Annotated in this window: 28 protein-coding genes; 21 read left to right on the top strand and 7 right to left on the bottom strand. The window is 46.5% G+C overall.

Going from position 1 to position 26,264, the window contains the following annotated elements:
• Positions 1–21: 21 nt before the first annotated feature.
• The 4 genes from M2404_RS16810 (at position 22) to M2404_RS16795 (ending at position 2,859) form a co-directional block, all read left to right on the top strand.
• Positions 22–552, top strand: coding sequence for a YaeQ family protein (locus M2404_RS16810; RefSeq protein ID WP_259240917.1), 531 nt, complete (start codon positions 22–24; stop codon positions 550–552).
• Positions 553–646: 94 nt separating this feature from the next.
• Positions 647–1,561 carry an oxygen-dependent tRNA uridine(34) hydroxylase TrhO gene (gene trhO, locus M2404_RS16805; RefSeq protein WP_259240916.1) on the top strand — a complete coding sequence of 305 codons (915 nt, stop codon included), beginning with the start codon at positions 647–649 and terminating at the stop codon, positions 1,559–1,561.
• 165 nt (positions 1,562–1,726) lie between these two features.
• The gene (locus tag M2404_RS16800) at positions 1,727–2,275 is read left to right on the top strand and encodes a cytochrome b (RefSeq protein WP_259240915.1); all 549 of its coding nucleotides are present in this window, start codon (positions 1,727–1,729) and stop codon (positions 2,273–2,275) included.
• A gap of 14 nt (positions 2,276–2,289) precedes the next feature.
• Positions 2,290–2,859: a YceI family protein gene (locus M2404_RS16795; RefSeq protein ID WP_215397667.1), complete on the top strand. Its 570-nt coding sequence runs from the start codon at positions 2,290–2,292 to the stop codon at positions 2,857–2,859.
• 20 nt (positions 2,860–2,879) lie between these two features.
• Here the strand turns inward: M2404_RS16795 and M2404_RS16790 are convergent, their stop codons facing one another.
• The 5 genes from M2404_RS16790 to ubiG all read right to left on the bottom strand — a co-directional run bounded on the left by M2404_RS16790 (position 2,880) and on the right by ubiG (position 8,836).
• Entirely contained in the window at positions 2,880–3,965 is a 1,086-nt protein-coding gene (locus M2404_RS16790; protein WP_259240914.1) for a tetratricopeptide repeat protein, read from the bottom strand.
• Positions 3,966–4,035: 70 nt separating this feature from the next.
• Positions 4,036–4,290 carry a class I ribonucleotide reductase maintenance protein YfaE gene (yfaE, locus tag M2404_RS16785; RefSeq protein WP_259240913.1) on the bottom strand — a complete coding sequence of 85 codons (255 nt, stop codon included), beginning with the start codon at positions 4,288–4,290 and terminating at the stop codon, positions 4,036–4,038.
• Positions 4,291–4,298: 8 nt separating this feature from the next.
• On the bottom strand, positions 4,299–5,429 hold the full coding sequence (gene nrdB / locus M2404_RS16780) for a class Ia ribonucleoside-diphosphate reductase subunit beta (protein ID WP_259240912.1): 1,131 nt from the start codon (positions 5,427–5,429) through the stop codon (positions 4,299–4,301).
• Positions 5,430–5,499: 70 nt separating this feature from the next.
• The gene (nrdA, locus tag M2404_RS16775) at positions 5,500–7,785 is read right to left on the bottom strand and encodes a class 1a ribonucleoside-diphosphate reductase subunit alpha (RefSeq protein ID WP_259240911.1); all 2,286 of its coding nucleotides are present in this window, start codon (positions 7,783–7,785) and stop codon (positions 5,500–5,502) included.
• A 340-nt stretch (positions 7,786–8,125) separates the two neighbouring features.
• Positions 8,126–8,836, bottom strand: a complete 711-nt coding sequence (gene ubiG / locus M2404_RS16770; RefSeq protein WP_259240910.1) for a bifunctional 2-polyprenyl-6-hydroxyphenol methylase/3-demethylubiquinol 3-O-methyltransferase UbiG — start codon at positions 8,834–8,836, stop codon at positions 8,126–8,128.
• Between the two features lie 187 nt (positions 8,837–9,023).
• Here ubiG and gyrA point away from each other — a divergent pair, with 187 nt between their 5' ends.
• From gyrA to M2404_RS16720, 10 genes are all read left to right on the top strand, one after another.
• Entirely contained in the window at positions 9,024–11,642 is a 2,619-nt protein-coding gene (gene gyrA, locus M2404_RS16765) for a DNA topoisomerase (ATP-hydrolyzing) subunit A (protein WP_259240909.1), read from the top strand.
• Between the two features lie 144 nt (positions 11,643–11,786).
• A complete protein-coding gene (serC, locus tag M2404_RS16760) occupies positions 11,787–12,869 on the top strand; it encodes a 3-phosphoserine/phosphohydroxythreonine transaminase (RefSeq protein ID WP_259240908.1) in 1,083 nt (360 codons plus the stop codon).
• A complete protein-coding gene (gene aroA / locus M2404_RS16755; protein WP_259240907.1) occupies positions 12,866–14,146 on the top strand; it encodes a 3-phosphoshikimate 1-carboxyvinyltransferase in 1,281 nt (426 codons plus the stop codon). The genes serC and aroA overlap by 4 nt, the downstream gene beginning before the upstream one ends.
• Before the next feature lie 145 nt (positions 14,147–14,291).
• Complete coding sequence (cmk, locus tag M2404_RS16750; protein ID WP_092793686.1) at positions 14,292–14,981, top strand: (d)CMP kinase; 690 nt, start codon at positions 14,292–14,294, stop codon at positions 14,979–14,981.
• Between the two features lie 111 nt (positions 14,982–15,092).
• Positions 15,093–16,769 (top strand): 30S ribosomal protein S1, encoded by a 1,677-nt coding sequence (gene rpsA / locus M2404_RS16745; RefSeq protein ID WP_092793925.1) that lies wholly within the window; start codon positions 15,093–15,095, stop codon positions 16,767–16,769.
• Between the two features lie 64 nt (positions 16,770–16,833).
• On the top strand, positions 16,834–17,118 hold the full coding sequence (gene ihfB / locus M2404_RS16740) for an integration host factor subunit beta (RefSeq protein ID WP_068237962.1): 285 nt from the start codon (positions 16,834–16,836) through the stop codon (positions 17,116–17,118).
• 41 nt (positions 17,119–17,159) lie between these two features.
• Entirely contained in the window at positions 17,160–17,402 is a 243-nt protein-coding gene (locus M2404_RS16735; protein WP_259240906.1) for a DUF1049 domain-containing protein, read from the top strand.
• A 3-nt stretch (positions 17,403–17,405) separates the two neighbouring features.
• Entirely contained in the window at positions 17,406–18,542 is a 1,137-nt protein-coding gene (locus M2404_RS16730; RefSeq protein WP_259240905.1) for an N-acetylglucosaminyl transferase, read from the top strand.
• Between the two features lie 14 nt (positions 18,543–18,556).
• Entirely contained in the window at positions 18,557–19,261 is a 705-nt protein-coding gene (gene pyrF / locus M2404_RS16725; protein WP_259240904.1) for an orotidine-5'-phosphate decarboxylase, read from the top strand.
• Positions 19,262–19,278: 17 nt separating this feature from the next.
• Positions 19,279–21,003: a potassium/proton antiporter gene (locus M2404_RS16720; RefSeq protein WP_259240903.1), complete on the top strand. Its 1,725-nt coding sequence runs from the start codon at positions 19,279–19,281 to the stop codon at positions 21,001–21,003.
• A gap of 5 nt (positions 21,004–21,008) precedes the next feature.
• On the opposite strand, the gene M2404_RS16715 is transcribed toward M2404_RS16720, so the two are convergent.
• Positions 21,009–21,275 carry a hypothetical protein gene (locus M2404_RS16715; RefSeq protein ID WP_259240902.1) on the bottom strand — a complete coding sequence of 89 codons (267 nt, stop codon included), beginning with the start codon at positions 21,273–21,275 and terminating at the stop codon, positions 21,009–21,011.
• Between the two features lie 176 nt (positions 21,276–21,451).
• Positions 21,452–21,760: a hypothetical protein gene (locus M2404_RS16710; RefSeq protein WP_259240901.1), complete on the bottom strand. Its 309-nt coding sequence runs from the start codon at positions 21,758–21,760 to the stop codon at positions 21,452–21,454.
• Positions 21,761–21,930: 170 nt separating this feature from the next.
• Here M2404_RS16710 and M2404_RS16705 point away from each other — a divergent pair, with 170 nt between their 5' ends.
• The 7 genes from M2404_RS16705 to M2404_RS16675 all read left to right on the top strand — a co-directional run bounded on the left by M2404_RS16705 (position 21,931) and on the right by M2404_RS16675 (position 26,262).
• Positions 21,931–22,377, top strand: a complete 447-nt coding sequence (locus tag M2404_RS16705) for a hypothetical protein (RefSeq protein ID WP_259240900.1) — start codon at positions 21,931–21,933, stop codon at positions 22,375–22,377.
• Positions 22,374–22,562, top strand: coding sequence for a hypothetical protein (locus tag M2404_RS16700; RefSeq protein WP_259240899.1), 189 nt, complete (start codon positions 22,374–22,376; stop codon positions 22,560–22,562). The genes M2404_RS16705 and M2404_RS16700 overlap by 4 nt, the downstream gene beginning before the upstream one ends.
• Positions 22,562–23,755 (top strand): phage/plasmid replication domain-containing protein, encoded by a 1,194-nt coding sequence (locus M2404_RS16695; RefSeq protein WP_259240898.1) that lies wholly within the window; start codon positions 22,562–22,564, stop codon positions 23,753–23,755. The genes M2404_RS16700 and M2404_RS16695 overlap by 1 nt, the downstream gene beginning before the upstream one ends.
• A 9-nt stretch (positions 23,756–23,764) precedes the next feature.
• Positions 23,765–24,106 (top strand): hypothetical protein, encoded by a 342-nt coding sequence (locus tag M2404_RS16690; protein WP_259240897.1) that lies wholly within the window; start codon positions 23,765–23,767, stop codon positions 24,104–24,106.
• 251 nt (positions 24,107–24,357) lie between these two features.
• Positions 24,358–24,504, top strand: a complete 147-nt coding sequence (locus tag M2404_RS16685; RefSeq protein WP_259240896.1) for a major coat protein — start codon at positions 24,358–24,360, stop codon at positions 24,502–24,504.
• Positions 24,505–25,043: 539 nt separating this feature from the next.
• On the top strand, positions 25,044–25,892 hold the full coding sequence (locus tag M2404_RS16680) for a hypothetical protein (protein WP_259240895.1): 849 nt from the start codon (positions 25,044–25,046) through the stop codon (positions 25,890–25,892).
• 1 nt (position 25,893) lies between these two features.
• Positions 25,894–26,262, top strand: a complete 369-nt coding sequence (locus tag M2404_RS16675) for a hypothetical protein (protein ID WP_259240894.1) — start codon at positions 25,894–25,896, stop codon at positions 26,260–26,262.
• The last annotated feature ends 2 nt before the right edge of the window (positions 26,263–26,264 follow it).

Below are 26,264 nucleotides of genomic sequence, written 5' to 3'. Positions count from 1 at the left end.
TGGCTTAGTGAGGTTGTGATCATGCAAATGGCCAGCAAGGTAATAAAGCTGGATCTGCAATACAGTTGCGAAGCCAGCCATGCTTATCAGCAACAACGGCATTATGTTTCACCCTGGCAGGGGGAAAGCGCAGAGCATTTTGCCAAACGCTTACTGGCTTATTTTAGCTTGTACGAACAACACCCCAGTTTTGCTAAAGATGACTCAGGCGGTAAAGCGCCTGACTTGTATATTCAGGATCAACAGCAGCATTTTCAGCTCTGGTGCCAACTGGAGCTGGTACCCGAAAAACGCCGGTTGCGTGCTTCGCACCTGGCAGATCAACTGCTGTTGGTGTTGGATGAACAGGAAACCAGCAAAGCACAACACGACCAGTGGCCAGCTAATCAACGTATTTTTACACTGAGTGCTGCACAGCTGGCAGAGTGTTGTCTGATGCTGAAAAGCCATATGAAGCTTAGTGTATGGCGCGAAGATCCGCTGTTGTCTATTACCGATGGCGAGCATTTATTACAACTTAATCTTTCTGCATTGCTGGAAAAACCACATTAAATATGTGGACTTGCCTTAATTACTGCGAACGCTATAATACGCCCGATTTTAATATTGCTTCGGATTTACGGTCCGCCTTTGCAAGAGGTAAGTTATGTACGTAGTTGCTGCTTTATATAAATTTGTCCGTTTGCCTGATTACGTAACACTGCGCGATGCGCTGTACGATCACATGGTAGCGAACAAAGTCAAAGGGACGTTATTACTGGCTGAAGAAGGTATTAATGGTACCATCTGTGGTGAACGTGCCGGAGTGGATGCCGTTAAAGCCTGGCTTAATGCTGATAGCCGCTTTGATGGTATGAGTTACAAAGAATCACTGTCTAACGAACTGGCGTTTTACCGCACTAAAGTAAAACTGAAAAAAGAAATTGTTACTATGGGCGTAGAAGGTATTAACCCTGCGCACATTGTCGGTACTTATGTAAAAGGCGATGACTGGAACCAACTGATCAGCGATCCCGACACCATTTTAATTGATACCCGCAATGACTACGAAGTGGCTATCGGCACTTTTAAAAATGCGATAAATCCCAACACTACTACCTTTCGTGAATTTCCGCAGTGGGCGGCAGAGAATTTAGATAAAGCCAAACATAAGAAAGTCGCCATGTTTTGTACCGGTGGTATCCGCTGCGAAAAATCCACCGCTTTTTTAAAAGAGCAAGGCTTTGACGAGGTGTATCACCTTGATGGCGGTATTCTGAAATACTTAGAAGAAATGCCGGAACAAAATAGCCTGTGGCAAGGCGAGTGCTTTGTATTTGACCAGCGCGTAGCGGTAAAGCATGGTCTGGAACAAGGAAGCTATGATCAGTGTTATGCCTGCCGTATGCCATTGTCGGTAGAAGAAATGACCTCTGATAAATATGTTAAAGGTTTGAGCTGTCCGCATTGTTATGACAATACGACAACAGAGCAAAAAGCAGCCTTTGCTGAGCGCCAGCGTCAGGTTGAGTTAGCCAGGCAGCGCGGAGAAAAGCATATTCGTGATGGTAAATTTGAGTAAATATTGTCGTCAGCTATGATTGGAGCCAGCTTAATGCTGGCTTTTTTGCGCCTTTATAAACATGACACCGGCAAATCTTTCTAATAAATAGAATTATTTTTGATGAATATTGCAATTTTACTTTAATGAAATTGCTATATTATCAGGAAATTACAGGAGCTCAGTATGCTGAAAAATAGTTCATCCCAATATGGTTTAATCAGTGTTGTACTGCACTGGCTGGTAGCATTAACAGTATTTGGCTTGTTTGGTGTGGGTTTTTGGATGGTAGATCTGAGCTATTACAGCGAGTGGTATCGAACAGCACCATACTGGCATAAAAGTGTTGGTATTTTACTGGCCATAGCAATGCTACTGCGCGTTTTGTGGCGTTATTTCAGCCCTCCGCCATCAGCATTGGCATCGCATAAAGGCTGGGAAAAACGTACATCGGCTGCGGTACAGTTTTGTTTGTATTTAGGTATTTTTATATTGGTAATAAGTGGCTATCTTATTTCTACAGAAGATGGCCGGCCAATAGCGGTGTTTACCTGGTTTGAGGTTCCTTCGCTGGGGGCATTGTTTGCCAACCAGGCGGATATAGCAGGCTTAGTGCATGAATATGTCGCCTACAGTTTGATAACGTTGGCTGTACTACATAGTCTGGCGGCATTAAAGCATCACTTTATTGATAAAGACAATACGCTAAAACGTATGTTTGGGCGTAAACCTTAACTCTGGAGATAACAATGAAAAAACTATTATTGGCTGCGTCAATGGCCGCTATGATGGCAGTACCGGCGCAAGCGGCTGACTACGTTATTGATACACAAGGCGCGCATGCCTTTGTGCAATTTAAAATAAGCCACCTGGGATATAGCTGGTTATATGGTCGCTTTAATACATTTTCCGGTGATTTCAGCTATGACGCTGACAAACTGGAAGCTTCTAAAATTCAGCTGACTATCGACACTAACAGTGTCGATTCTAACCATGCCGAACGCGATAAACACCTGCGCAGCGGTGATTTTCTAAATGTCAGCAAACACCCTAAAGCCACTTTTGTCAGTACTAAAATTGTCCCCAAGGCAGGCGACACTTTTGATTTGCATGGCAACCTTACCTTAAATGGTGTGACTAAAGAGGTAGTTATTGCCGCAGAAAAACTGGGGGAGGGTAAAGACCCGTGGGGCGGTTACCGTGCAGGTTTTGCCGGTACTACCACCTTAACCCTTAAAGACTTTGCTATTAATACTGATTTAGGCCCGGCATCTGCCACTGTGCAGCTGGATTTAACGGTAGAAGGTATTCGTAAGTAATACCGCGAAACAGGAGATCATCAGATCTCCTGTTTGGTTTCTTTTGTTTCGGCCTGATCCTGTCCGTTATCTTGCTTTTCTTCCTGCTTTTCTTGTATTGGCTCTGTTACCGCTTCTGGTTGTTCAATAACGGTTGGTGCGTCTTTAGCTTTTAATGCGCTGAGTAAACTTAACAGAATAAGGTTGAATTCTTCATCAGCAACCCGGGCGTGTGTCAGGCTGCCGACCAACAAGGTGGCTTCGAAGTTATCACCGGTACGGTACATCAGTTGTGCCAGACGCAGCGTGGCCCAGGGTAGGGTTTTGTTTTCGCTGTCACTGTAAAACTCCAGGTATTGCTGCAACGCCGTAATACCCTGCATAGCATCCTGATCGGCCATAACTGCCAGGCGGCCAATATGGTACAGCGCATTGTATTTGTCGGTTAGATCGGTTGCATATTCTGCCGCCAGTTTGTAGTTGTCAAAAGCGCCGTCATAGTCTTCCAGTTCATTAAGAATTTGCGCTTTACGTGCCAGCAGGCGGGCATTAGGCGGGTCTGGTATCATTTGTTCCAGCAGAGCCAAAGCTTCGGCGGGTTTCTTTTCATTTAACAAAATACGGCTTTGTGCCAGTAATGCCTGAGCCGGATTTTCTTTTGCCAGTTGTTCTGTCATTGTCAATGCCAGTTCTTTATCGCCGCCGGCATTGGCAGGTGCAACGCTATAAAAATCAATTAGTGCCTGGCGGGCAGCATAGTGATCAGGTTTTATAATCACGGCTTTTTGCAATAATTCCACACCACGCGCAGCCCGTTCTTTAGCCGAAAATACGTTACCATTACTCGCTAAACGGATTTTACTCAAGCCTGCCAGATAATTAAGCTCGCTGTTACCCGGAAATTGTTCTACGGCAAAGTTAAGCAAGGTATTGGCATCTTCCAGCCGTTGCTGGGCAATCAGAGCTTTGGCGTAGATCACTAAGATATCGCCATGCTGCTTATAATCGCTTTGTTGTAAAATCTGGTGCTCAAGTTCGCTAAACTGAGATTTGGCCAGCAACTCTTCGTACTGGGCTACGTTACTGGCTGGCAGGGCACCGGCGAGCAAAAACAATAAGGCTTTCATTATCGATCTCCTTAAAGATCAATGAGTATTATCAATAGTCTGCGGGAATACGCCAGAAATTACCATCAGTTCAGGGGATTTCAATTTCTATATCTGTAACCGGAACGCTACAGCAAGGCAGAAACTCACCTTTACGGACAAAAGCCAGCGGTTCATTAATATAACTTACTTCGCCGCATAGTAATTTACAGCGGCAGGCACCACAATAGCCTTCCCGGCAATGAAAATTTACTTCTAATTGTTCACGCTCCAGTGCATCAAGCAAAGTTCGTGCGCTGTTATCAAAGTTGATAACAGCGCCATTGCTAAGCTTAATGTCAGGCATAAACAGGCTTAGAGATCGAAATCGCCGAAGTCGCCACCATCAACTTCGTTATCAATCTGGCCAACCAGATAAGAGCTGATTTCGGCTTCTTGCGGTGCCACCTGCACATTGTCTGATACCAGCCAGGTATTGATCCACGGAATAGGGTTTTGCGTGGTAGGAAAAATAGCTTTCATACCAATAGCCTGCATCCGGCTGTTAGTAATGTATTCGACATATTGGCACAAAATATCTTTATTCAGGCCAATCATTGAGCCATCTTTAAATAAGTACTGCGCCCAGTCTTTTTCCTGCTCGGCGGCCTTACGGAAAATAGTATAAGCTTCTTCTTCACATTCTTTGGCAATCTTTGCCATATCGGCGTCATCATCGCCGGCGGCCATAATATTCAGCATGTGCTGGGTGCCGGTTAAATGCAGAGCTTCGTCACGGGCAATCAGACGGATAATTTTCGCATTACCTTCCATCAGCTCGCGCTCAGCAAAGGCGAAGCTGCAGGCGAAGCTAACGTAAAAGCGAATTGCTTCCAGCACGTTTACCGACATCACGCACAAATATAAGCGGCGTTTTAACTCGTACAGGCTGATGCTGTGTGTTTCGCCGTTAATAGTGTGTGTACCTTCACCGCAACGCTGATACAGGTTAATGCCGTTTATCAGGTCATCGTAGTAGCGGGTAACATCTTCGGCGCGCTCAAGGATCTTCTCGTTCAGCATAATGTCGTCAAACACTTTGTGCGGCTCGGCACTGATGTTACGCACAATATGGGTATAACTGCGGCTGTGGATGGTTTCGCTAAAAGCCCAGGTTTCAATCCAGGTTTCCAGCTCAGGCAAAGAGACAATAGGCAAAAAAGCGACATTGGGCGAGCGCCCCTGTACCGAATCCAGCAGGGTTTGATATTTCAGATTACTGATGAAAATATGCTTTTCATGCTCTGGCAGGTTTTGATAGTCAATCCGATCTTTACTGACATCAACTTCTTCCGGCCGCCAGAAAAAGCTCAGCTGTTTTTCGATCAATTTTTCGAAAATACCGTATTTTTGCTGATCATAGCGCGAAACATTCACCGGATTACCGAAGAACATTGGCTCTTTCATTTGATCGTTAATTTGTCGGTTAAAGGTTGTGTACGCCATTGCCACTTATCGTCCTAATAGGGTGTCATTACAAAGTACGGGCTACCGAAGTAGCCCGTTTAGTCCGGAATTAAATTTTACAGGCGCCGCCTGCGCAGCCATCATCTTCTACTTGGGGTTTAATATCTTCCTGCATATCAGATGCGCCGTCACGGGTGTTGTGGTAGTACATGGTTTTTACACCCAGCTTATACGCCGACAGTAAGTCTTGCAGTAACAGCTTCATTGGTACTTTGCCGCCGTCAAACTTATTCGGGTCATAGTTAGTGTTAGCAGAAATGGTCTGGTCGATAAATTTCTGCATAATTGCCACCAGCGAGATATAACCGGTGTTGTTCGGAATATCCCACAACAGCTCATACTGGTTTTTCAGACGCTCATATTCCGGCACTACCTGCTTTAAAATACCGTCCTTACTGGCTTTTACGCTGATATGGCCGCGTGGTGGTTCAATGCCGTTAGTAGCATTGGAAATTTGTGACGAAGTTTCTGACGGCATTAATGCCGACAGCGTGGAGTTACGCAAACCATGATTCAGAATGTCTTTACGCAGCTGTTCCCAATCCAGCAGTAGTGGCTCGTTGCAGACTTTATCAAGATCTTTCTTATAGCTATCAATTGGCAGTATGCCCTGAGCATAAGTGGTTTCATTAAATTTAGGGCAGGCGCCAAACTCCTGTGCCAGCTTATTCGACGCTTTGAGCAGATAGTACTGAATAGCTTCAAAAGTACGGTGCGTTAAACCATTGGCTGAACCATCTGAGTATTTAACGCCATTTTTCGCCAGATAATAAGCGTAATTAATGACACCCACACCTAAAGTGCGGCGGCTGATAGACGCATGAAATGCTGCCGGAATAGGGTAGTCCTGATAATCCAGCAAGCTATCCAATGAGCGCACAGCCAGCTCTGCCAGTTCTTCAAGTTCGCTCAGGTTTTCAATAGCACCTAAGTTAAACGCTGATAGCGTACACAGGGCTATTTCGCCTTCCGGATCATTCACATCATTCAAAGGTTTGGTTGGCAGGGCAATTTCCAGACACAAATTGCTCTGGCGCACCGGCGCCAGTTTCGGATTAAACGGGCTGTGGGTATTGCAATGGTCAACGTTTTGCAGATAGATACGGCCGGTACTGGCGCGCTCCTGCATAAACAGCGTAAACAATTCCAGTGCCTTTAAGCGCTTTTTCCGGATAGACGTATCGGCTTCGTACTTAACGTACAACTCTTCAAACTTTTCCTGATCTTCAAAAAAGGCATCGTATAAGCCGGGTACATCAGACGGGCTGAATAATGTGATGTAATCATCTTTAATCAGGCGGGTGTACATCAGGCGGTTAAACTGCACGCCGTAATCCAGATGCCGTACGCGGTTTTCTTCTACACCGCGGTTGTTTTTCAGCACCAGCAAAGATTCCACTTCTAAGTGCCACAACGGGTAGAATAACGTAGCTGCGCCGCCACGGACACCGCCTTGCGAACAGCTTTTAACAGCAGTCTGAAAATGTTTGTAAAATGGAATACAGCCGGTATGAAAGGCTTCGCCATTACGGATTGGACTGCCCAGTGCACGAATACGGCCGGCATTAATACCAATACCAGCGCGCTGGCTAACATATTTAACAATGGCGCTGGAGGTTGCATTAATTGAATCCAGGCTGTCACCGCACTCGATCAGTACACAAGAGCTAAACTGACGGGTAGGGGTACGCACACCAGACATAATCGGGGTTGGCAGTGATAATTTGAACAAAGAGCAAGCGTCATAGAAACGGCGCACATAGCTTAAACGGGTCGATTTAGGGTACGTTGCAAACAGGCAGGCAGCAACCAGCATATAAAGGAACTGCGCGCTCTCGTATATTTCACCGCTTACCCGGTTTTGCACCAGGTACTTACCTTCCAGTTGCTTGACCGCAGCATAGCTGAAGTTTAAGTCACGGCTGTGGTCGATAAAGCTGTTCATTTGCTCCAGCTCATCACGGCTGTAATCTGCCAGAATATGCTGATCATACCGTTTGGCTTCCACCATTTTGACGACCTGATCGTACAGGTGTGGCGGCTCAAACTGGCCGTAAGCCTTTTTCCGTAAATGAAACACTGCCAGGCGTGCAGCAAGATACTGGTAATCAGGGCTGTCTTTTGAGATCAGATCTGCTGCGGCCTTAATAATAGTTTCGTGGATGTCTTCAGATTTAATACCATCGTAAAACTGAATATGAGACTTTAGCTCAACCTGAGATACCGAGACATTCGACAAACCTTCGGCGGCCCAGGTAATAACGCGGTGAATTTTATCCAGATCTAAGGCTTCACGGCGGCCATCACGTTTAGTGACGAAAAGAGATTGAGTCATTGCTGCAGCTTTCCATTTCAGTTGTAATTAATGGTTATAGTCAGCCATGTAGCGCACGGCTATTTTACCAGCAGCCATTGTTGCTTAATTACACAACATATAGGTGCTTTTTTGAAAGTGATCACAAGATAGTGTGTATTTTGACTTTTTGCAAGGCTTGACACTGAGGAAAAATAGCGCCGTTAAGTTTGGGGTTAGTAGCTGCTAACCGCCTTAGCAGTGTGCAAAGATATACCGGAACAACGCAAGCTTTTTCTCTGGTTAAATTTATTTATTCTATCAATATTTTTTTTATAGCCAGCAGCTATTTAGACGCCGGAAAAATAACCAGCCTGAGGTTTCAGGCTGGCTTACGGGCAACGACGATATAGTTTACGTCTACGCCGGGGCCGGTTTTAAAGCTTTCATTAATCGGGTTAAAGTGCAGTCCGGTTGCATCTGTTACTTCAAGCCCGGCTTGTTCGATAAAGCGCATCAGCTCTGAAGGGCGGATAAATTTACTAAACTCATGCGTACCTTTGGGTACCAGTTTTAACAGCTGCTCTGCGCCAATAATAGCCAGCAAATAGGCTTTCCAGGTTTTGTTCAGCGTAGAGAAAAACAGTGTCGCACCCGGTTTGGCCAGATCAGCACAGGCCTGAATAACCGACATTGGCTGTGGCACATGCTCCAGCATCTCCATGCATGTCACCACATCAAACTGCGCTGCATGGTTTTTAGCATACTGCTCGGCAGTATCTTGCTGGTAGTTTACTTCAACACCGGCTTCCAGCGCATGCAGCCGTGCTACGTTAAGGGAGTCATTGGCCATATCCAGCCCGGTTACTACGGCACCGCAACGCGCCATGCTTTCAGCCAGGATACCGCCGCCACAACCGATATCAATAACCGTTTTACCAAACAAGCCCTGAAGCTCGTCGCTGATATAGCTTAACCGTACCGGGTTAAGTAAATGCAAAGGTTTGAATTCACCCGATGGATCCCACCAGCGCGAGGCAATATCGTTAAATTTGGCGATTTCGCCCGGATCAACATTCATATTTGCAGTCATACCTGATGCTCGTTAGTTTTTGCGCATTATAAAGCCTTGATCCATTTGAGCAATGCCAAAGCTTGCTTTGCCTTGCATTTGGGGCATGGCAAGCGGGATTTTCTGTGTTAGAATCCTGCGTTGTCTCGCGCTTTATAACATCGAAAAAAGCGAGTTATCTATCTGATTTAAGGGAAATTAGCGTTTTATGACAGATCTGGCCAGAGAAATAGTTCCTATAAATATCGAAGACGAATTAAAGAATTCGTACCTCGATTACGCAATGAGCGTCATTGTTGGCCGCGCCTTACCGGACGTAAGGGATGGTTTAAAGCCGGTACACCGCCGCGTGCTGTTCGCGATGAAGGAACTGGGCAATGACTGGAACAAAGCCTATAAAAAATCTGCCCGTGTGGTAGGTGACGTTATCGGTAAATACCACCCGCACGGCGATAGTGCTGTATATGACACTATAGTACGGATGGCGCAGCCATTTTCACTACGCTACATGCTGGTAGACGGCCAGGGTAACTTCGGCTCTATCGATGGCGACTCGGCGGCAGCAATGCGTTATACCGAAGTGCGTATGGCGCGTATTGCACACGAGCTGCTGGCCGATTTAGACAAAGAAACCGTCGATTTTGTCCCTAACTACGACGGCACTGAGCAAATTCCGGCGGTAATGCCGACCAAATTACCGAACTTACTGATTAACGGCTCCAGCGGTATCGCTGTGGGCATGGCTACTAATATTCCGCCGCATAACTTAACCGAAGTTATCGACGGCTGCTTAGCCTTAATTGCTAACCCGGATATCGAACTGCACGAATTAATGCAATATATCCCGGGACCGGATTTCCCGACTGCAGCTATTATTAACGGCCGCAAAGGTATTGAAGAAGCCTACCGCACCGGCCGCGGCAAGGTGTATATCCGCGCTAAAACCGTGGTAGAAACAGACGAGAAAACCGGCCGTGAAGCCATTATCGTCAACGAAATTCCATACCAGGTGAACAAAGCCCGTTTAATTGAAAAAATAGCTGAGCTGGTAAAAGAAAAGCGTATTGAGGGTATTTCAGCGCTACGCGATGAGTCTGACAAAGACGGTATGCGTATCGTTATTGAGCTTAAACGCGGTGAGTCTACCGACGTAATGTTAAACCAGCTGTACACCAACACCCAAATGCAAACTGTGTTTGGTATTAATATGGTTGCTTTGGATCAGGGCCAGCCTAAGCTGCTGAGCTTAATTGAAATGCTCAAGTGCTTCGTGCTGCACCGCCGTGAAGTGGTTACCCGTCGTACCGTGTACGATCTGCGTAAAGCCCGTGACCGTGCGCATATTCTTGAAGGTTTAGCCATAGCACTGGCTAATATCGACGATATTATAGAGCTGATTAAAACCTCGCCCAGCCCATCTGAAGCCAAGTTACGTTTAGTTGACCGTGGCTGGCAGTTAGGCGGTGTTAGTGCCATGTTAGAGCGTGCCGGTCAAGATGCGGCGCGTCCGGAGTGGTTAGAAGAGCACTTCGGTATTCGTGATGGCTTGTACTTCCTGACCGAGCAACAGGCGCAGGCTATTTTGGATCTGCGTTTACACAAACTGACCGGGCTTGAGCACGAAAAAATCCTCGATGAGTACAAGCAACTATTAGAGCTGATTGCCGAGTTGCTGCATATCCTGGCCAGCCCTGAGCGCTTAATGGAAGTGATCTGCGAAGAGCTCGAAGCGGTTAAAGCACAATATGCTGATAAACGCCGCACTGATATCCAGGACAATATGCTGGACATCAATATGGAAGACTTGATCACCGAGGAAGACGTTGTTGTGACCTTGTCGCATCTTGGCTATGCCAAGTATCAGCCATTGTCTGATTACGAAGCGCAGCGCCGCGGTGGTAAAGGTAAAGCTGCCACTACCGTAAAAGATGAAGACTTCGTTGATAAGCTCTTAGTTGCCAGCACCCACGACACTATTTTGTGTTTCTCTAACCGTGGCCGTTTGTACTGGATGAAGGTGTATCAATTACCACTGGCCAGCAGAACTGCCCGTGGTAAGCCAATTGTAAACTTACTGCCGCTGGAAGAAGGCGAGCGTATTAACGCTATTCTGCCGGTACGTGAGTACGAAGCCGACAAGTATGTGTTTATGGCTACTGCCAATGGTACTGTGAAGAAAACCTCGTTGGTGGAATACTCGCGGCCGCGTTCTAACGGTATTATTGCCGTTAACCTGAATGACGGTGACCGCTTAATTGGCGTAGGCATTACCGATGGCAACAGCGAAATTATGCTGTTTTCTGATGATGGTAAAGTCGTGCGCTTTGCCGAAGATCAGGTGCGGGGCATGGGCCGTACGGCTACCGGTGTACGCGGTATTAAACTGCGTGAAGGTGGATCTGTCGTATCGTTAATTATTCCAAATGGTGAAGGCCCGATTCTTACGGTTACAGAAAACGGCTACGGTAAACGTACTGCGTTAACTGAATATCCGGCGAAGAGCCGTGCCACTCAGGGTGTGGTATCCATTAAGGTATCTGAGCGTAATGGCTTGGTGGTAGGAGCGGTACAGGTGAACGAGTTGGATGAAATTATGATGATTTCCAACAAGGGCACTCTGGTACGTACCCGTGTTAATGAAGTATCTGAAGTCGGTCGTAATACGCAGGGCGTGATCCTGATCCGCACCGCCGAAAATGAAAAAGTAGTTGGTGTAGCCAAAGTAGACGAAATTCAGGATGCGGAAGAGTTAGCCGCTGCCGAGGCAGAAAAAGCTGCCAATACTGTGTTGACGGATACCCAGTTAGCGCAGGATGGAGAAGAGTAACCCCCAGATAAAACGGGCGCTTATGCGCTCGTTTTGCTTTTAGCTGGAGCAAAATTAAAACAACAAGATCGGTATTAAGCCGGCAGCAGTAAATACGACCAGGCCAGTTGAATAGACGCGCTAAATCAGGAGTAAGCAGTAAAAATGACAACCTTTAATTTTTGTGCCGGCCCGGCAATGTTGCCGGTAGAAGTAATGCAGCAGGCACAACAGGAATTTATTAACTGGCAACAACATGGCTGTTCCGTAATGGAAATGAGCCACCGCAGCAAACCTTTTATCCGCCTGGCCGCAGAAGCGGAACAGGATTTACGCGATTTGCTCAGTATTCCGCCAAATTATAAAGTGTTGTTTATGCACGGCGGCGGCCGCGGCCAGTTTTCCGCTGTGCCTTTAAATCTGTTAAAGCCGGGTTTATGTGCAGATTATATTGTCTCCGGTGCCTGGTCCAAATCAGCGGTAGAAGAAGCGGTAAAATACGGTGGTATTAATGTACAGGATATCCGGCAAAAAACGGCTAATGGTATTCGTACTGTTACGGCACCGGATAACTGGCAGTTAACCAAAGGTGCTGCCTATGTGCATTGTTGCCCGAATGAAACCGTAGATGGTGTCGAATTTACCGCATTACCGCAAACCGACAGCCCCATCGTTGCTGATTTATCTTCTACTATTTTATCCAGACCAATTGACGTTAGCCGTTACGGCGTAATTTATGCCGGTGCGCAGAAAAATATCGGCCCGTCAGGTTTAACGCTGGCCATAGTACGTGACGACTTGTTACCCGCTAAAGACGCTGTTATTCCATCGGTACTGGATTACCGTTTAGCGGCAGAGAACGACAGTATGTTTAACACTCCGCCTACCTTTGCCTGGTATCTGGCAGCGTTAGTGTTTAAATGGTTAAAACAGCAAGGTGGCGTTACCGCAATGGCTACGCGTAACCAGGTTAAGGCCAGCTTATTATATGATTATATTGATAAAAGTGATTTTTACAGCAATGACGTCGATCCGGCATACCGGTCGTGGATGAACGTACCGTTTTTCTTAAGCGATGAGCGTTTAAACGATATGTTTGTCGATCAGGCAGAAACTCATGGCCTGTTGGCGTTAAAAGGCCACCGTATGGTTGGCGGTATGCGCGCCAGTATCTATAACGCAATGCCACTGGAAGGTGTGCAAACGTTAGTGAGCTTTATGCAGGAATTTGAGCGGGTGCACGGATGAAAACATTAACCTTAAACCCTATCAGCAAAATGAATGGCGAAGTGCATTTGCCCGGTTCAAAAAGTATTTCGAACCGGGTATTACTACTGGCGGCACTGGCAGAAGGCACGACACAGATCACTAATTTACTCGATAGTGATGACATCAGGCATATGCTTAATGCCTTAACAGCCTTGGGTATCAACTATACGCTGTCTTCTTGTCGCACCGAATGCACGGTAGAGGGGATTGGCGGTTTATTCAAGCACCCGCATGCACTAACGATGTTCCTTGGCAACGCGGGTACAGCAATGCGGCCGCTAACTGCAGCTCTGGCAGCATCGGATGTAGATGTCACGCTTACCGGCGAGCCACGTATGTACGAACGGCCAATAGGTCATTTAGTGGAGGCGCTTAATCAGTGGCAGGCCGATATCCGCTATCTTGGCAATGCAGACTTTCCACCGCTGCAGATCAAAGGTAAAGCTTTATCTGGCGGTAAAATGCAGATTGACGGCAGTATCTCCAGTCAGTTTTTAACCGCAGTGCTGATGGTAGCACCGCTGTTAAATGGTGACAGTGAAATAGACATCATCGGCGAGCTGGTATCCAAACCTTACATTGATATTACCCTGGCATTGATGCAGCGTTTTGGCGTTAGCGTACAAAACCATGACTACAAGCGTTTTAGTATCAGTGGTAAGCAGGTGTACCGCTCTCCCGGCCAGTGGCTGATAGAGGGCGATGCGTCATCAGCATCATACTTTTTGGCAGCAGCGGCCATTAAAGGCGGCAGCATAAAAGTGACCGGCATTGGTAAACACGCCGTGCAGGGTGATATTCACTTTGCCGACGCACTGGAAGCAATGGGAGCCAATGTTGAGTGGGGTGATGATTATATCAAGGTAACGCGTAACACATTAAACGGTATAGATCGCGATTATAACGCCATACCCGATGCTGCTATGACCATTGCTACAACAGCATTATTTGCCAAGGGCCCAACTGTGATCCGTAATGTGTATAACTGGCGGGTAAAAGAAACAGATCGCCTGGCCGCGATGGCAACTGAACTTAGAAAAGTGGGTGCAGAGGTAGAAGAAGGCCACGATTATATTAAGGTTACACCACCAGCCACACTTAAGCATGCCAGCATTGCCACCTACAATGATCACCGTATGGCGATGTGTTTTTCGCTGGTTGCTCTGAGCGATACACCGGTAACTATAGAAGATCCGGATTGCACCGCTAAAACCTTCCCGAATTATTTCAATTTATTTGCTCAATTGGCTGGTTAGATAACTAAAAACATCCAGACGCGTAGCCTTCTAACTGCGCGTCTTTCCTCCGCTTTAGCGCAATTAAACACAGATTTTGTCGCAAAAAGCTGTATAATACCGCCGTTTTCAAATCCGATTAACCAGTAGTTTGTAAGGGGGTAGGATGCCACATTCTGCAGCAGTAATTACCATCGATGGCCCCGGCGGTTCCGGCAAAGGCACTATTTGCCGTTTACTGGCTCAGCGTTTAGGCTGGCAATTACTCGACAGTGGCGCTATTTACCGCGTGCTGGCTTTGGCAGCTATGCATCATCAGATTGTGTGTGACGATGAAGAAGCCTTACAGCCGCTGGCTGCGCATCTGGATGTGCAGTTTAGCAGTGATGAGCACGGTAATATCCGTATAACCCTCGAAGGCGAAAATGTGTCGCATACTATACGTACACAAGAAGTCGCTGATCTAGCCTCAAAAATTGCTTCATTGCCACGGGTAAGGGAAGCATTGCTACGCCGGCAGCGTGCCTTTGCTGAGGAACCTGGTTTAGTGGCGGACGGCCGCGATATGGGTACAGTAGTATTTCCACAGGCTGCAGTTAAAATATATTTAACAGCTACCCCGGAAGAGCGCGCCAGACGGCGCTATTTAGAGTTGAAAGAAAAGGGCTTTGATGTTAACATCGGCGACCTTTTGAGCGAAATCCAGGCAAGAGACGAGCGCGATATGAACCGCGCTACAGCGCCGCTAAAACCGGCTGCCGATGCCTATATGCTGGATTCGACCAATAAAACTATTGAACAAGTGTTGGAAGAGGTACTGAACTACGCGGGTATGAAAATACCAGGCTTAGTATGAACCAGGCCAAAGCCACATTTTGGACAGCCTGTTAAATGGATTTAAACAGGTAAATTTAGCAACCCCACAACGCAAGACGCGGCGTGGAGCACTTAACTGAAAAAAGTGACTATGACTGAAAATTTTGCACAACTACTTGAAGAAAGCTTCAAATCTGAAACACGCCTTGGCTCTATCATCAAAGGAACAGTTGTTGCTGTTCTGAAAGATGTTGTTATGGTTGACGCAGGTCTGAAATCAGAAGCCGCAATCCCTGTTGAGCAGTTCAAATCTCTGAACGGCGAAATCGAAGTAAGCGTTGGCGACATCATCGATGTAGCGTTAGACGCTATCGAAGATGGTTTCGGTGAAACTCAGCTGTCTCGTGAAAAAGCTAAACGCCACGAAGCCTGGGTACGTCTGGAAAAAGCCTGTGAAGACAAAGAAACTGTTATCGGTGTGATCACTGGTAAAGTTAAAGGTGGTTTCACAGTTGAAGTTGATAGCATTCGTGCATTCCTGCCTGGTTCATTAGTAGACGTACGTCCGGTGCGTGACACTCTGCACCTGGAAAACAAAGAACTTGAGTTCAAAGTTATCAAACTGGATCAGAAGCGTAACAACGTGGTGGTATCACGTCGTGCCGTTATTGAATCAGAAAGCAGCCATGAACGTGACCAGCTGTTAGAAACGCTGGAAGAAGGCATGGAAGTTAAAGGTATCGTTAAGAACCTGACTGACTACGGTGCATTCGTAGACTTAGGTGGCGTAGACGGCTTACTGCATATCACTGATATGGCATGGAAGCGCGTTAAGCACCCAAGCGAAATCGTTAATGTTGGCGACGAAATTCCGGTAAAAGTACTGAAATTCGACCGTGAGAAGCAACGTGTATCTTTAGGCTTGAAGCAAATGGGTGAAGATCCATGGGCCGCTATCGCATCACGTTACCCAGAAGGTGCCCGCATCACTGGCCGCGTAACTAACCTGACTGATTACGGCTGCTTCGTAGAAATCGAAGAAGGCGTAGAAGGCTTAGTACACGTTTCAGAAATGGACTGGACTAACAAAAACATCCACCCATCTAAAGTGGTTAACTTAGGTGATTCAGTGGAAGTTATGGTTCTGGAAATTGACGAAGAACGTCGTCGTATTTCTTTAGGCCTGAAACAGTGTAAAGCTAACCCATGGGAAGAGTTCGCTAAGGGCTTCAACAAGGGTGATCGCGTAAGCGGTAAGATCAAGTCAATCACTGACTTCGGTATCTTCATCGGTTTAGATGGCGGCATCGACGGTCTGGTTCACTTATCAGACATCAGCTGGAACGCTACTGGCGAAGAAGCGGTACGTGACTTTAAGAAAGGCGACGAAGTACACGCAGTTGTGTTACAAGTTGACCCAGAGCGCGAGCGTATCTCTTTAGGTATCAAGCAACTGGACGAAGACCCGTTCAATGGCTACCTTGCTGACAACAAAAAAGGTGCTATCGTTAAAGGTGAAGTAACTGCCGTTGACGCTAAAGGCGCGACTGTAATGTTAGAAGGTGCAGTAGAAGGTTATGTTCGTGTATCTGATATCGCGCGTGAGCGTATTGAAGATGCCACTACAGTACTGAAAGTTGGCGAAGAAATTGAAGCTCGTTTAATGGGTGTTGACCGCAAGAACCGCGTAATCAGCCTGTCAATCAAAGCGAAATTTGAAGCTGAAGAAAAAGAAGCTATGGATACTGTCAACAGCAAGCAACAAGAAGCTGACTTTGGTGGTAACGCTATGGCCGAAGCATTTAAAGCTGCTCAGAAGCAGGATTAATTGCTAACGAAGCAGGGGGCTTAAGCCTCCTGCTTTATCCAAAATCAGGTTTGCCGGAGGGGCTATGACCAAGTCTGAATTAATTGAAAAATTAGCTACTGATTTCCCGCATATTCAGGTCAAGGATGTTGAAGCTTCAGTTAAAGAAATCCTCGAGCAGATGGCGCAATCATTAGCCGCTAACGAACGCATTGAAATTCGTGGTTTTGGTAGTTTTTCACTGCATTACCGTGCACCGCGTGTAGGGCGTAACCCTAAAACCGGTGACAAGGTTGAACTGGACGGTAAACATGTACCGCACTTCAAACCTGGTAAAGAATTACGTGACCGGGTAAAAGACAACACCTGAGCCTCAATTTATTGAGTTTGCAGGCGTAAACGGAGTTTCCCTTGCGCAGACTACTTTATATCGCAGTAATAGTAGCCCTGATTGTAGTAGGGGTGCTGTTTGGTTCTATTAATCAGCAAATTGCTGATTTAAATCTTCTTATTGTCAGCGCACGCTTAAGAGTTGTTGATATTGCGCTGATTTTCCTGCTGCTGGGCATCTTGCTTGGCCTGATGATAGCCCTGCTGTATTCACTGCAACGTAAAGCAAAGAGTTGGCTGCGTAAATCAACGGAAAACAGCTAGCCTATGTTAGAGCTGCTGTTTTTGTTATTGCCGGTAGCTGCAGCTTATGGCTGGTTTATGGGGCGCAACAGCGTTACACATAAAGAACTTAAAGGCCGTGCCAGCATTACCCGCAATTTATCTTCTGGTTTAAACTTCTTATTAACCGATCAGGAAGATAAAGCTATTGAGCAGTTATTAGAACTGCTTGATATCGAAGCCGCTACTATAGAAACCTATCTGGCATTGGCCAACCTGTTTCGTCGCAAAGGCGATTGGGATAAGGCCATTCGTATTCATGAAAAGCTGCATCAGCTTAAATTACCCAAACCGCAGGCGCAGCAAATTCAGTTTGAACTGGCCAAAGATTATTTTTCTGCCGGCTTGTATGACAGAGCTGAAAAATTGTTGGTTAACCTGGTTAAGTCACCTGTACTTGGTGAAGCAGCACTGAAACAACTGTTTAGTATTTTTATTGCTACTCATGAGTGGCATAAAGCTAAGCAATATAGCACTGTGGTAGATAGTACTGAATCCAGCACTTTGCGTATTGCTCAGGCCAATATGCAAATTGAAGCGCTTAAGCAACACCCCGGACATAACACCGAGCCATTGCTGGAGTTGGCTTCACGTTACCCCGCTGCGGTGCGGCCTAAATATGAACTTGCTAAACAAGCACTGGCAGAGCAGCATACTGCGCTGGCCAAATCAGCCTTGCTATATATTGTTGAACACAGGCCACAATGGAGCGCCGATATTCTGCCGTTGTTACAACAATGCGCGCTTAGCGATGAAGAGTGGTATCAGCTGTTAAGCCAGTTAGCAAACAAACAGCATAATATCAGCGCAGTAGTGCTGCTTGCCAGTTGGCTGGCAGAACATGGTTCGGCTACTGCAGCTGAGCAATTTTTGCTGGATAAACTAAAACAGCAACCCAGTATCCGGTTGTTTCAAAAACTGCTGCAGATCAGGCAACAGCAATCAGCACCGGCTGCTGAAGCGTTGTCGTCCGTAGAAGAGCTTGTAAATGCCTATCTGGATAAGAAATCGTTATACAGTTGTCGTAACTGTGGCTTTAAAACCCGCAAACATTATTGGTTGTGTCCGTCTTGTCAGCAGTGGGAAACTGTAGAGCCTATCAGTGGCATTGACGGTCGTTAGTGAAAGGAAAAAGCATGTCCTGCAAGACCCCTGTGGTGGTAGCTCTTGATTTCGAACAAAAAACAGAAGCACTGAATTTAGTTAGTCAGTTAGACCCAACCCTTTGCCGGTTGAAAATTGGCAAAGAGATGTTTACTCACTTTGGCCCACAGTTTGTACAGCAATTGCAGCAACGCCATTTTGATGTGTTTCTGGATTTAAAATTTCACGATATACCCAACACTGTAGCTAAAGCGGTTAAAGCCGCTGCAGATTTGGGGGTGTGGATGGTAAATGTGCATGCCACTGGTGGCAGTAAAATGATGAATGCGGCGCGCGAAGCGTTGCTGACTTATGGTAATGACAAACCCTATCTTATCGCCGTTACCGTGTTAACCAGCATGGAGCAAAGCGACTTAACAGAACTAGGTATTAATCAAACACCAGAACAGCAGGTACTTAAGCTTGCTACTCTGGCGCATAGTGCAGCGTTAGACGGCGTAGTGTGCTCGGCACAAGAAGCGGTAATACTCAAACAACAATTTGGTAAGCAGTTTTGCCTGGTTACACCTGGTATTCGTCCTGCCAGCAGCAGCCAGGACGACCAGAAACGCGTGATGACACCGGCTCAGGCACTTTTGGCAGGTGTTGATTATATGGTAATCGGGCGCCCGATTACTAAAGCGGCACAACCACTGCAAGCATTGAATGCTATAGTTCAGGAGATATCAAACGCTTAATTTATCAGGAGGTTAGGGTGGATAGCATAAACCTCGCGATATTGGTTGGCGGTTTTCTTTTTGTTATCAGTATCATAGCTACTCTTATTTCTGCGCGCCTTGGCGCGCCGATGCTATTGGTATTCCTTATAATCGGCATGCTGGCAGGCGAGCAAGGCTTGGTTGGCATTAAGTTCGATAACCCGCAGGTTGCGTTTTTAATTGGCTCTATAGCGCTGGTTATTATTCTGTTTGACGGCGGTATGCGTACCCATCCGGAGCGCTTTAGAGTGGCTCTGGCACCGGCATCTATGTTGGCGACTGTTGGCGTAGTGCTTACCTGTGGTATTGCTGGTGTTGCTGCAGCTTATTTGCTTAACCTGACATTGCTGCAAGGTTTACTGCTGGGTGCCATTTTAAGTTCAACCGATGCTGCAGCGGTATTTTCTATTTTTCAGTCACAAGGGCTGCGGATCAAAGATCGCGTTGCATCAACGCTGGAAATAGAGTCGGGGAGTAATGACCCTATGGCAATTATGCTCACACTGACTCTGGTGGGTATTCTGGCACAAGGTGAACCTGTAAGCTGGTCGGTCGCTATTGTATTTTTACAACAAGCAGTAGTAGGCGGGCTTATGGGTTACGGAGCAGGGCGCATATTTGTTTTTTTATGCCGTAAATTACCGCTTAGCTTTGCTTTTTTCCCGTTACTTGCTGTAGCCAGCTGTATCTTCATTTATGCGGTAACCAACTTCTTTGGTGGCAGTGGTTTTTTAGCGGTGTATTTGATGGGTTATCTTGTCGGTAATGCACGCTTGCCACAGATTATCCATATTTTGCGTATGCATGATGGTTTAGCATGGATAAGCCAAATTGGTATGTTTTTGATGTTAGGTTTACTGGTTGTGCCCAGCAATCTGATGAATCATCTGGTTCCGGCGTTACTATTGGCGGCAGTGCTGATTTTTATAGCCCGGCCAATAGCTGTACTTTTGAGTTTAATACCATTCCGTTTTCCGGCACGCGATCAGCTGTTTATCAGCTGGGTTGGGCTACGCGGTGCAGTGCCGATTATTCTGGCATTGTTTCCCTGGTTGGCCGGCATGCCGGATGAACATCTGTATTTTGACGTAGCCTTTGTTGTAGTTATCGTATCGTTAGTAGTGCAAGGCTGGAGCATAGTACCAATAGCCCGCTGGTTAAAACTAGAAGTGCCGGCCGAGCTGACACCAGATCAGGTAATGCCCCTGGATGCAGTGCCAAGCAACGATGTAATGGAAGTGCTGGCATTTAAAGTAACAGACCACTCGCCGGTACTCTCTTCCAGTTGGCCAGATTTACAGTTTAAGCAACCGGTACAGTTTCTGGGTGTAGTACGTAATGGTGAATGGATATTGCCGGAGAAAAAGCCGGTATTTAATGCCAAAGACACCATAATGGTGCTAACCAAACTTAAACATGCCCGGCAAATAAGCGAAACTCTGGCCAAAGATGCAGAAAAAGCAGTACTAAACCAAAGCAGCTTCTTTGGTGATTTTGTGCTTAATGGCAGCATCAGCCTTAGTGATTTAGATGCGTTTTACACGATAAACTTTGAAGATCAGGATCCGCAGCAAACCCTGGCTGGCTATATCACACAACGTTTTCACCGTCGGGTCGTTATTGGTGACCAGGTACAGCTGGACAAATTGCTATTAACCGTTCGGCAGGTAAATGAAGCCGGCGAAGCAACTCAGGTGGGTATTAAACCCGTAGCTGATTAACGCCGTTAATCCTGAGCTTTGGCATCATTTTGCAGCATACGTTCCAGCTTGGTTTTCGACATAACATACATGGTTACGGTGTCTTTTAACTCGGCATGCGCACTTAGCAGTGCGTTATGCTTTTTTTCCAGCTCATCAAAATCTTTTTTTAGCTGTATATATTCAGCAAGGCCTTTAAAGATAGCTTTTGAGTAAGTAAGCTCAGCTGTCATACGCTGTGCTTTAGCTAAGATAGCCAGTTGCTCGTCATTAGGGCGAATGGTAATTGCCATAGATAAACCTGAACAGAAATACAGAACGAAAGCATTCTACAGCGTTGAGTTAAAATAGAAAGCCTATTGGAAGCATACTAGAGGTAATTAGAAGTGACACATGGATTTTATGGTTTCAATAGCTGCTTTACCAACTATAGATTATATCCCATAATGTATATTATGTTAAATAGGCATTAGGACGCAGCAAGGCTGCCGTCGTCACTCGCCGGAGTCGTCATTAGCCCCGCTATCAGAGCTATGGCCGCTACCGCCCCGGCTATCCTCTTTAGGACGCTACCCAGTGCTTCACGTACTGCCGGTGATTTAGCTTTTTCCATATCCAGCTTAACCAGCACTTCACCAATGTCTAAGTTGCACTGTTCAGCAATGAACAAAGCCTGCTCTGGTGTTAAGTGACGTCTACCGGCTTTAATGTGCGCAACATTCCCTTGATTCAGACCATCAATACGTTCTGCTATCTCAGAATCCGTTTTCAGTCCCACTTTTTCCTTTAGCTTCGTTACAAGCCAATAGCTGTAGTTATCTGGCATTTCACTATCCCCTTATTTTTCCGAAATTTTAGCATCTATAAGTATGTCATGCTTGACATATTAAAAGCAGAGGATCATACTTTTTATGTCACGATTGACATACCTTGTTAGAGGCTGGAACCATGAACAAGTTAGAGCAAGTTACTCAAATTCTGTATACCGCAACGGACTATGCCGATGCACTGGCAAAGCTTGCTGCCATCAACGCAAACGTAACCACTTACCAAAGCTACAGCGTCATAGATGAATTTGGCCTGATTTTCTTCGCTTCACGCAATTACCAGTTACCACTGGTTATCACGTTTGACGGTGTTAGCCCTTCAGTCACAGTTGAACAGTACCAAGCCGTTTACGCTCAACAGCAGCTGGAATTATCTAAGTCGGTTCCAGCCCATGATTCTCCGGCCGCTGTTGAGCACCTTGTTATACCTGAACAATCCACAGAATCTGTGGATAAGCCTGTACGCAACTGGCTACAAAAGCACTATGCCAAGCTTGATATGCGTAAAGAGGTTTTACGTACTGATCGCCGGTTACGCTACAGCCGTGTTAAGGGGTTGTCGTCATGAATGATTTACTTAATGACCCTTCTTTACCTTACGGTCTTTTTGCTGGCTGTATGCTTATCGGTGGCTTTATTTGCTGCAATAAGTGGGTTTACTCAGGCAAATCCGCTTACGGCATTTTGGGTATAGCTCTTATTTTTGGCGCAATTTTTGTTGCTTCATTAGCACCTTTAGGCGGTGCAGCGTAATGTCCGCCCTTGGCCACTGGTTCATAGACCGGCTTGTTGTTGAGCAGACACACTTAGGTGATCGTCTGCCAATGATTGGTGACAAGGGCTATGTCACCGTGAACCTGCATACAGGCGAATTTGACCCTGAAAAAATCGTTGCTTCCCGCGCCACCATTCAAAGCAGCTTCTCTACGTCACTACGTGTTAGCTGTGATGGCCACCGCGTTAGAGTTGAGGGCAACCCCTCACGCTTTGGCCGTGTTGAAAACCTGTATGGATTCACCACTTTTGAAGAGTGCATACAGGTTTACAACATAGTGCTGGGCAAGCTTGGCTTACCACCGTTCACCACCGGCAGCTTCTACTTTACGAAAGACTTTCACGACGATGCTGCCAACCGCAAGCACAAAAAGCGTTACACCGGCGCCATAATTCGCCATGTAGACATAACGCGGAATCATATGGTCGGGTATCAAAACGAATTCGCCTTTTTGCGCGCCCTCGCAACGATGTCTATGCCCAATGGTAAGCGTCCTAACCTTTACCCTAACGGCGCTACTGTTGATTACTCCACCAGCCGCAGCATAGGCGGTAGCAGCTGGGATTACAGCAAGTTTTATATCAAATGGCTTGAACTTGTTGAACATGAAAAAAAGAACCTGAAAGACGCCAGCGACGAAGATAAATCCTATTACAAAAAGCTGGTTGAACACTGTCAGGCTGCCGGAATTGTCCGCGAAGAACACAGCTTTAAGGCTAAGAAATTAGACCGCTATGAGCTGTGCTTTTACGGCCATGTCACTATCGAGGATTTAGCAACACACCACACGTTAACCACGTTGGAAAATCTCACTGAAACTCTAGAGGTCGCAACTATGGACTATGTAACCATTGCCGACCAGCTGCTACGCCGCCAAGTTTGTAAGTCACGTCAGGCCGCGAACGCTACCGCTAACTACTGTCATATGTGGCTCAATGGTCAGCCCTTATACAACGAAGATACCGGTAAGTACCCGCGTCAATACTACGTGCATAAACAGCGTCTGCTCCAGCTCGGTCTGGATATCTCCATGCCATTCGATGCAAGCCGTACAGCATTGCCAATGATAAGACACCAGCGCGAAATCACTGTCCAACCGCACCAAATGCCGGACTGGTATCGCAAACCCTCAACCCGCAACTTTGTTGTAATTCATGGCCGCGCGGCCTAAGGAAACACTATGAGCTTAACCACAGTGCAATTTGTCATTACTGAAATTTCAGCCGGTTTAATGGAACAGTCAGACGGCAGTACCACGCCGTATGCCAGCGTTACCGGCGTTCAAAATTTCCCGAATAACGATCAGCGTAAAACAGGGTTCAGCTACGGCTCTCCTACCCTGAAAATCAAGCTGATTGACCAAAGTACCGGCCTGCCAAATATCAAGCTGGCAGAGGAACTACGCAAGGCAAACGTCTTTATGAAAGAGGTGTATCTGAACTGCCGCACCAAAATCACTAAAAGCGGTATGACCTTTGAAGCCTTAACCATAGACGACCCGCAAGTTAAAAAGGCCGTCTAAATGGAAACCATATTCATTGACCCTGACCAACTCGATTACTTAGCCGGCGTCATTATGATGACCGGTTGCTGTATTTGTTTTTGTCTGGGCCTGAATGCGTGGGAGTCGTCAGCAAAATGATTACTTTCGCGATTATCGCCAGCGCCTGCATCGGTTCCTATTTCTTAGGCTGGTGCTTTGCTGCTGGTCTTTATCTGTTCCGGCGTCTTGCCTGGACAGCAACACGTTAACTTTAAATTGAGAGGTATCCAATGGATCCAGTAGAAGCCGCGTTCACAGCAATTGGTACAGAAATTTCAACTATGACAGGTCATGCGTGGCCTATCGCTACCGCTGTAACCGTTGCCATAATCGGCATTGGTTTATTTAAAAAGTTTGCTCAGCGGGCAGCTAAATAACAAAGGCCGCTCCAGACATGAAAACGTTAATGTTATTTATCGCTTTAACTGCTTCTGTCTGGAGCAGTTTTTCTTATTCTCAAGCAATGCGTGTATCTGGCTTTGCTATGTATCAAGGTGCGCAATACATTACAGGCTGGTCACTGTCTCCCTCAGAAGTTTATGTTCCTTGCAATCAGCATGACAGCCCTTGCATTAACGCTTATCTGGCTGATGCTTTGGAGCTTACAACCAGCTCAGGTTTAACTTACGGTTTAACATATTGCTCAGGCTCAAATCCTATTCCCAATAACTACTCGTGTGGCAATGTTCCTGTCCTTAGATATACCACTTTTCCAACACAGGTTGCCGATGAACCTACCCAAACGTGCAGGACTATTGAAGGTAATACAATTGAGGGTTATCACAGCTCTGCTGATAGCTATTGCGTAAACACCAGCCTCACTACAGGCGGCACCAATCCACAGCCATTACTCTGCCGGTCTAAAGATGCCATTGAAGTCCCTACCGGCTCCGGCAATTTTACGCATTTTATTTCTGTGGATTCATGTGATGCCCCTACTGGCCCAGACGGTGGCGCAGACCCTGAGCCATGCACTGAAAACTGTGACCCTGAACCTTGCACTGAAAACTGCGAACCTACAGACCCCGAAACACCACCCGGTGGTGATGATGGTTCAGGTGTTCCTGGCACTGGCGGTGGCCCTAATTCCAGCAATACCAGCGTTACCGGCACCGCCACAGATAGCGAAGGCAAGGTCACCAACATCAACCTAGAAATGGATCAGGATTTCAGCCCCATTACAGACCGCCAGAACGAGACTAACGAGCGCTTAAAAGTAGAAAACCAGAACAGCGCCAACCTCGTTGAAAAGGTTAACGGCCTTGGTCAGGGCCTTATCGAAGCCAACGACAATTTAGAAGGTATTCGCGATGCTATCGACGGCCTTGGCAACCCTGATATGTCTGGCATTGAGGGCAAATTAGACGGTATCAAAGAAGGCATCGACGGCATTAAAGATGGCATGGGAACCGCTGAGGAAGGCGAAGCAGCAGCAGACGGTGTATCGCTGCCAGACTACCAACGCACGATAGACAATGGCTTTGGTGACATTATCGGTGCCATTAACTCTGACGATAACAACCAAAAAGAAGGCCAATTACTGAATTTAGATGAAAACTTACGTGCTTTTTCATCTGTTCCGGCACTGTTTGATTTCGCTGCTGATAACTGTCAGCCGGTATCGTTTGGCAGCAATATCAGCTTAGACCTTTGCCCGTACGCTGCCACCAGCTCGGGTATTTTGTCCTGGGTGCTCACTGTGCTAACGATTATTTTCCTTATCCATTCCATCAGCGCTGATATCAAAAAAATAAGGATGTCTTAACATGCCTATAGTCGCTTTTTTTGGTGCTTTTCTGTCGCGTTACTTCGCCTGGCTGGCTGCAGCTTGGGCCATTGGTGCCTTAAAAACCATTGCTATTTACACCATCATGTTTGCTGCCATTGTCGGCAGCATCCTTGGCTTTTTTGCCTTCGTAAACGGTGCTATCACTGACTATATAAACGGCATGGGCCATATCAGCCAAAACACCCTTATTGGCATAGCATCCTTTTTGCCGACCAACATGCCTGCTCTTGCTGCTACCATCATCGGCTATTACCTCTTAAGCCTCAGTGTTCACCTGATTATTGAAATCGCCAGGATGAAAGCACGCTGGGCAGAAAAAGCGCTTTCGCATTTCAAGGCTAAGTAACC

Source organism: Rheinheimera pacifica (assembly GCF_024809855.1).
Lineage (GTDB): Bacteria > Pseudomonadota > Gammaproteobacteria > Enterobacterales > Alteromonadaceae > Alishewanella > Alishewanella pacifica_A.
Note: the sequence above shows the minus strand (reverse complement) of the source record. Positions and strands in the feature narration are given on the sequence as shown.

Excerpts from the sequence above, each read along its gene's own strand:
- M2404_RS16810 (WP_259240917.1), top strand. The coding sequence starts at position 22 with ATGCAAATGGCCAGCAAGGTAATAAAGCTGGATCTGCAATACAGTTGC.
- trhO (WP_259240916.1), top strand. The coding sequence starts at position 647 with ATGTACGTAGTTGCTGCTTTATATAAATTTGTCCGTTTGCCTGATTAC.
- M2404_RS16800 (WP_259240915.1), top strand. The coding sequence starts at position 1,727 with ATGCTGAAAAATAGTTCATCCCAATATGGTTTAATCAGTGTTGTACTG.
- M2404_RS16795 (WP_215397667.1), top strand. The coding sequence starts at position 2,290 with ATGAAAAAACTATTATTGGCTGCGTCAATGGCCGCTATGATGGCAGTA.
- M2404_RS16790 (WP_259240914.1), bottom strand. The coding sequence starts at position 3,965 with ATGAAAGCCTTATTGTTTTTGCTCGCCGGTGCCCTGCCAGCCAGTAAC.
- yfaE (WP_259240913.1), bottom strand. The coding sequence starts at position 4,290 with ATGCCTGACATTAAGCTTAGCAATGGCGCTGTTATCAACTTTGATAAC.
- nrdB (WP_259240912.1), bottom strand. The coding sequence starts at position 5,429 with ATGGCGTACACAACCTTTAACCGACAAATTAACGATCAAATGAAAGAG.
- nrdA (WP_259240911.1), bottom strand. The coding sequence starts at position 7,785 with ATGACTCAATCTCTTTTCGTCACTAAACGTGATGGCCGCCGTGAAGCC.
- ubiG (WP_259240910.1), bottom strand. The coding sequence starts at position 8,836 with ATGACTGCAAATATGAATGTTGATCCGGGCGAAATCGCCAAATTTAAC.
- gyrA (WP_259240909.1), top strand. The coding sequence starts at position 9,024 with ATGACAGATCTGGCCAGAGAAATAGTTCCTATAAATATCGAAGACGAA.
- serC (WP_259240908.1), top strand. The coding sequence starts at position 11,787 with ATGACAACCTTTAATTTTTGTGCCGGCCCGGCAATGTTGCCGGTAGAA.
- aroA (WP_259240907.1), top strand. The coding sequence starts at position 12,866 with ATGAAAACATTAACCTTAAACCCTATCAGCAAAATGAATGGCGAAGTG.
- cmk (WP_092793686.1), top strand. The coding sequence starts at position 14,292 with ATGCCACATTCTGCAGCAGTAATTACCATCGATGGCCCCGGCGGTTCC.
- rpsA (WP_092793925.1), top strand. The coding sequence starts at position 15,093 with ATGACTGAAAATTTTGCACAACTACTTGAAGAAAGCTTCAAATCTGAA.
- ihfB (WP_068237962.1), top strand. The coding sequence starts at position 16,834 with ATGACCAAGTCTGAATTAATTGAAAAATTAGCTACTGATTTCCCGCAT.
- M2404_RS16730 (WP_259240905.1), top strand. The coding sequence starts at position 17,406 with ATGTTAGAGCTGCTGTTTTTGTTATTGCCGGTAGCTGCAGCTTATGGC.
- pyrF (WP_259240904.1), top strand. The coding sequence starts at position 18,557 with ATGTCCTGCAAGACCCCTGTGGTGGTAGCTCTTGATTTCGAACAAAAA.
- M2404_RS16715 (WP_259240902.1), bottom strand. The coding sequence starts at position 21,275 with ATGGCAATTACCATTCGCCCTAATGACGAGCAACTGGCTATCTTAGCT.
- M2404_RS16705 (WP_259240900.1), top strand. The coding sequence starts at position 21,931 with ATGAACAAGTTAGAGCAAGTTACTCAAATTCTGTATACCGCAACGGAC.
- M2404_RS16700 (WP_259240899.1), top strand. The coding sequence starts at position 22,374 with ATGAATGATTTACTTAATGACCCTTCTTTACCTTACGGTCTTTTTGCT.
- M2404_RS16695 (WP_259240898.1), top strand. The coding sequence starts at position 22,562 with ATGTCCGCCCTTGGCCACTGGTTCATAGACCGGCTTGTTGTTGAGCAG.
- M2404_RS16690 (WP_259240897.1), top strand. The coding sequence starts at position 23,765 with ATGAGCTTAACCACAGTGCAATTTGTCATTACTGAAATTTCAGCCGGT.
- M2404_RS16685 (WP_259240896.1), top strand. The coding sequence starts at position 24,358 with ATGGATCCAGTAGAAGCCGCGTTCACAGCAATTGGTACAGAAATTTCA.
- M2404_RS16675 (WP_259240894.1), top strand. The coding sequence starts at position 25,894 with ATGCCTATAGTCGCTTTTTTTGGTGCTTTTCTGTCGCGTTACTTCGCC.